Annotated in this window: 5 protein-coding genes; 2 read left to right on the plus strand and 3 right to left on the minus strand. The window is 72.8% G+C overall.

Annotation, left to right across the window (positions count from 1 at the left end):
* The 3 genes from M3N57_12205 to M3N57_12215 all read right to left on the minus strand — a co-directional run.
* On the minus strand, positions 1-1,029 hold a 1,029-nt coding region (locus M3N57_12205), incomplete at its 3' end, for a hypothetical protein (GenBank protein ID MDP9023432.1).
* On the minus strand, positions 1,026-1,781 hold the full coding sequence (locus M3N57_12210; protein MDP9023433.1) for a hypothetical protein: 756 nt from the start codon (positions 1,779-1,781) through the stop codon (positions 1,026-1,028). The genes M3N57_12205 and M3N57_12210, both read right to left, overlap by 4 nt.
* A 3-nt stretch (positions 1,782-1,784) precedes the next feature.
* Positions 1,785-2,087, minus strand: coding sequence for a hypothetical protein (locus tag M3N57_12215; GenBank protein ID MDP9023434.1), 303 nt, complete (start codon positions 2,085-2,087; stop codon positions 1,785-1,787).
* Positions 2,088-2,473: 386 nt separating this feature from the next.
* On the opposite strand from M3N57_12215, the gene M3N57_12220 reads away from it, so the two are divergent.
* Both M3N57_12220 and M3N57_12225 read left to right on the plus strand, forming a co-directional pair.
* Positions 2,474-2,683 carry a hypothetical protein gene (locus tag M3N57_12220; protein MDP9023435.1) on the plus strand — a complete coding sequence of 70 codons (210 nt, stop codon included), beginning with the start codon at positions 2,474-2,476 and terminating at the stop codon, positions 2,681-2,683.
* A complete protein-coding gene (locus tag M3N57_12225) occupies positions 2,683-3,888 on the plus strand; it encodes a peptidoglycan DD-metalloendopeptidase family protein (GenBank protein ID MDP9023436.1) in 1,206 nt (401 codons plus the stop codon). The genes M3N57_12220 and M3N57_12225 overlap by 1 nt, the downstream gene beginning before the upstream one ends.
* Positions 3,889-3,899: the final 11 nt, after the last annotated feature.

A 3,899-nucleotide genomic window follows, 5' to 3' on the forward strand; every position in this document is an offset into this window, starting at 1 on the left:
GGTGAGCCCGCCGGCTGCGGTGGCGCGGGTGCCGCGGGGCAGGCCACCGGCGAACAGCACGCCCTTGGCTGCGGCGACGCCGGCGCCGACCGCGACGACCTGCGACCCGCGTGACATCGCCTGCACGGCGGTCTGCAGCTCCGGGGTGCCCACGATCCTGGCCAGTGCGGCGGGGGCCAGGGCGGCCAGCAGCAGACCGAACGTGCCGAAGACCAGCCGGTCCACGCCTTCGGGTTGTCCGACGACGGTGTTGGTGACCGCGATCATGGTCAGGATGGCCGCGTCGGCAACCAGCACCGCGAACGCCAGCGCCCAGGCCCGCAGCTGCACGCGCCGCAGCGGCGTCCACACGCTCAACGCGTGGGCGACCGGGAGGAACACGATCAGCGCCGCCAGAAGCACCGGGCGCATCGCCAGCGTGAAGTAGATTGCCAGCGCGGTGAACACGATCACCAGCCCAGCGATAAACACGATGAACAGCTCAGCGCCGGATTCGCGTCCCAACGCGGACTCCATGAGCACCTCCTGCAGCGGGATGAGCGGCGCGTCCACCGTGGAACCCGACGCCTGCAGCGCGATCCGGCCCAGGTTCGACAGCGCTCCCCCGACCCCCAGCAGCAGGGACGCGCCAGCGCTGGCCAGCATCCCGGCGACCAGCGCCCGGAAGACGGCTTGGACGGTGCGGGTGGTGTTGCCGGTCGCGATCGCGGCGATCACCTCGGCGATGAGGGTCGCGACCATCACGAGCGCCGCGAGGGCGTAGATCGGCAGGGCCGGCCCCTCGAGCACCGGGGTGTACCAGTCGCGGTTGACCGGATCGGAGGCGGCCTGCAACGCGACCAGATCGAGCGCCCAGAACGCGCCGCGCAGCACCCACACGGTCAGCTCGCCGCCGGCCTCGCGCAGCAGGCCCTGTGCCCACTCCTGCCCAGCCCACGCCAGCCCCAGCACGCCACCGAGCGCGGCGATGCCGACCACCACGAACGGGATCGCGCCGTCTTCGCTGCGCCACCGGCCGCTCACGGTCACGCGCCCTCCCACGCGCCGGCCACCGGCAGAGGCAGCGGCACGATGGGCAGCGCGTCGCGCAGCAGGGCGCGGGTGCGTCCTGGGGCAGAGGCCACCGCCCCCACCATCGGTGTGGGTCCCTCCTGCGAGTCGAGCGCGGCGACGACCCAGGTGCCGGCGTCGTCGTTGGCCACCAGGTCGACGGTCGAGGTGGTGAACACCGCGCCGCCGACGTCGCCGACCCCGACCATCGTCATGGCCCATACCTCCACCCGTGCGGACGGCCCGCCGGGGTCGTAGGAGACGAGCCTCACCCCAAGCGGGGTGAAGAAGTAGGTCCGCCGCGACGGCGGCTGCTGACCCCAGCCGGACAGCTCGAACTCCGTCCTCGCCGCATCGACCTGCCGGGACTGCGCAGCGGCCTGGTCGGGCGTGAACACCACGTCGGCGACCTCGCCGAACCGCCGCGGGTCGAACACCACCTCGGGCTGTCCGGTCACCGCGACCGCCATCACCCCGGCGGCAGCCGCACCGAGGGGAGTGAGCGGGAAGCCCCACGGGACACCATCGACGATCTCGGGCGCGCCAAACACCACCCGCTCCCCGGTGCCATCTGACGTGGCGCCGGAGGACTCGGACAAGTTCGGCGTGTGACGCGACAGACCACGCCACGACAGCCAGCCCCCACCCACCAACAGCACCGCCACCAGCGCGACCGCTCCAGCCAGCCACAGCCGTTGCGTAGGGGTACGCGGGCCGTACCCGTCGCCCACCACTCAACTCCCGAGCCGGAACCCGGCGTTGACGATGGCCACCGCAGCCCCGATCACGATCGCGCCCACGAACCCGCCGATGACCATGAACCGGCCCCAGGTCACCCCCTGGGTGTGCGCACGGTTCGCGGCCAGCGCCCACGTCGCACCGCCGACCACCACGACCCCCGCAGCGAACAGCAGCCCGGCCAGCGTCAGGCCGTTGAGGGCCGAGATGATCCGGTCGTAGTTGGGGATCCACTGCCGGCCGTCCGCCGGGTCCAGCGGTGGGACCTGCGCCAACAGCCGCATCGACACCAGCGACATCACGCGCCTCCTCCTCGTTCCACTCCGGCCCACGCCGGAGTCGTCGCCACAGGAAGTCCACGGCCCCGCCTCGGCCGTGTGACCGCCGTGCAACCAGCGCGCACCCGTCACTGGCGGCTCGTCGGCGTCCGCACTCCCTCCCCGACCAGGAGCCGTCCATGCGTCGCACCGCTGTTGCCCTTGCCACGCTCACGGTCACCGCCGCCTGCACCAGCGGCCCTCCGCTCCGCTCGGCCACCGACACGACGGAACATGGCCGACCGGCCATCTCGCAGCTCGCCATCGACCGCCTTCCAGAGCTGCCCGCACATCCCCCGGAAAGGCCGGTACCCGCTGCTGCGACTCAGCACGGTGGTCGCAGCCCAGTCGCGGTCGCCGAGCGAGCGGTGGTTGCCGGCCTGACCGCGCAGCGTCTCGAGGTCCTCGACCTCGGCGCCGTCGCCGTCGCGGCCGGCGACGACCGGACGACCGTCCGGGTAGTCGCGACCCACCAGCCCCCGGGCGGAGGACGTCAGCACACCTCGATCTACGACCTCAACCTCACCCTGCAGCCGGACGGCGGCTGGGAGCTGGTCGCCTCCCGCACGGTGCAGTGATGCGTCGCGCCGTCCTCCTCCTCGCCGCCAGCACGCTCGCGCTGCCGCTGACACTCGTCGGCCCAACCAGCAGCACCTCCGGCTTCGTCGCTGCGCGCTTCGACGTATCAACGCTGCACGGCGAGATCCCCCAGCCGTTGCTGGGCGCGTACCTCGACGCGGCCGAGGTCTGGAACATCGACTGGGCGCTGCTCGCCGCGGTCGGCAAGGTCGAGTGCGACCACGGCCGCTACCAGGCGGCCGGGTGCTGGCCGCCCGGCACCATCAACCACGCCGGCGCCCGCGGTCCCATGCAATTCCTCGGGTCCACCTGGCGCTCCACGGCCGACCGCTACGCCCTCGACGTCTCCGGTCCCCCGGCCCCAGACAGCCACGGCTACGCCACCGACGGGGACGGGGACGGCATCGCCGACCCGTGGAACACCTACGACGCCGTGCACTCCGCCGCCCGGTTCCTCGTGGATCTCGGCGGGCGCGACGACCCGCGACTGGCCGCCAAGCGCTACAACGCCGGCCCGGCCAACCCCAACCCCACCGCCGGGGAGGCCTACGCGACCCGCGTCGCCGACCTCATCGCGCACTACCACGCGCTCGCCGGCGCAGACGGACCCGGCGCCCCGCACGCTGGCGTCGTCATCGACGGGTACGCGCTGCCGTTCGACCCGGCCGGCCTCCACGCCGTCACCACCGACCGGACCCCGCCGCGCGACCCCGAATGGCAGCTCGTCAAACCGCACCACTCCGGACGGGTAGCCGCCGACATCCCCCTGCCGGTGGGCACGACACTTTACGCGCTGGCCGGCGGCGGCGTCAGCTGGGCGGGGGAGATGGGTAACTGCGGCTACGGCGTCGCCATCCGCCACGCCGACCAGCACGCCCTGATCACCTACTGCCACCTCTCTCGCGTCGATGCGAACGCCGGAAATGTACTCACGGCAGGCCAGCGCATCGGCCGCTCCGGCGGCGCCCCCGGCACCCCAGGCGCCGGCAACTCCACAGGTCCCCACCTCCACCTACAGATCGAAACGCCGGCAGGCCGCCGCTGCCCCCAAGCCCTGCTACTCGGTCTGTGGCGCCGCTGGCCAGTCCCCACCATCTCCGCGCTTCGAACCTCCGGCTGTACCTACACCGGAACCCCACCGCCACCAGCGAGCCCAGTGTCAGTACCCCCCGACCTCCCCATCCCGTCGCAGAAACCGGCATGAGCGCAGCCCAC

The organism is Actinomycetota bacterium (assembly GCA_030776725.1).
GTDB lineage: Bacteria > Actinomycetota > Nitriliruptoria > Nitriliruptorales > JAHWKO01 > JAHWKW01.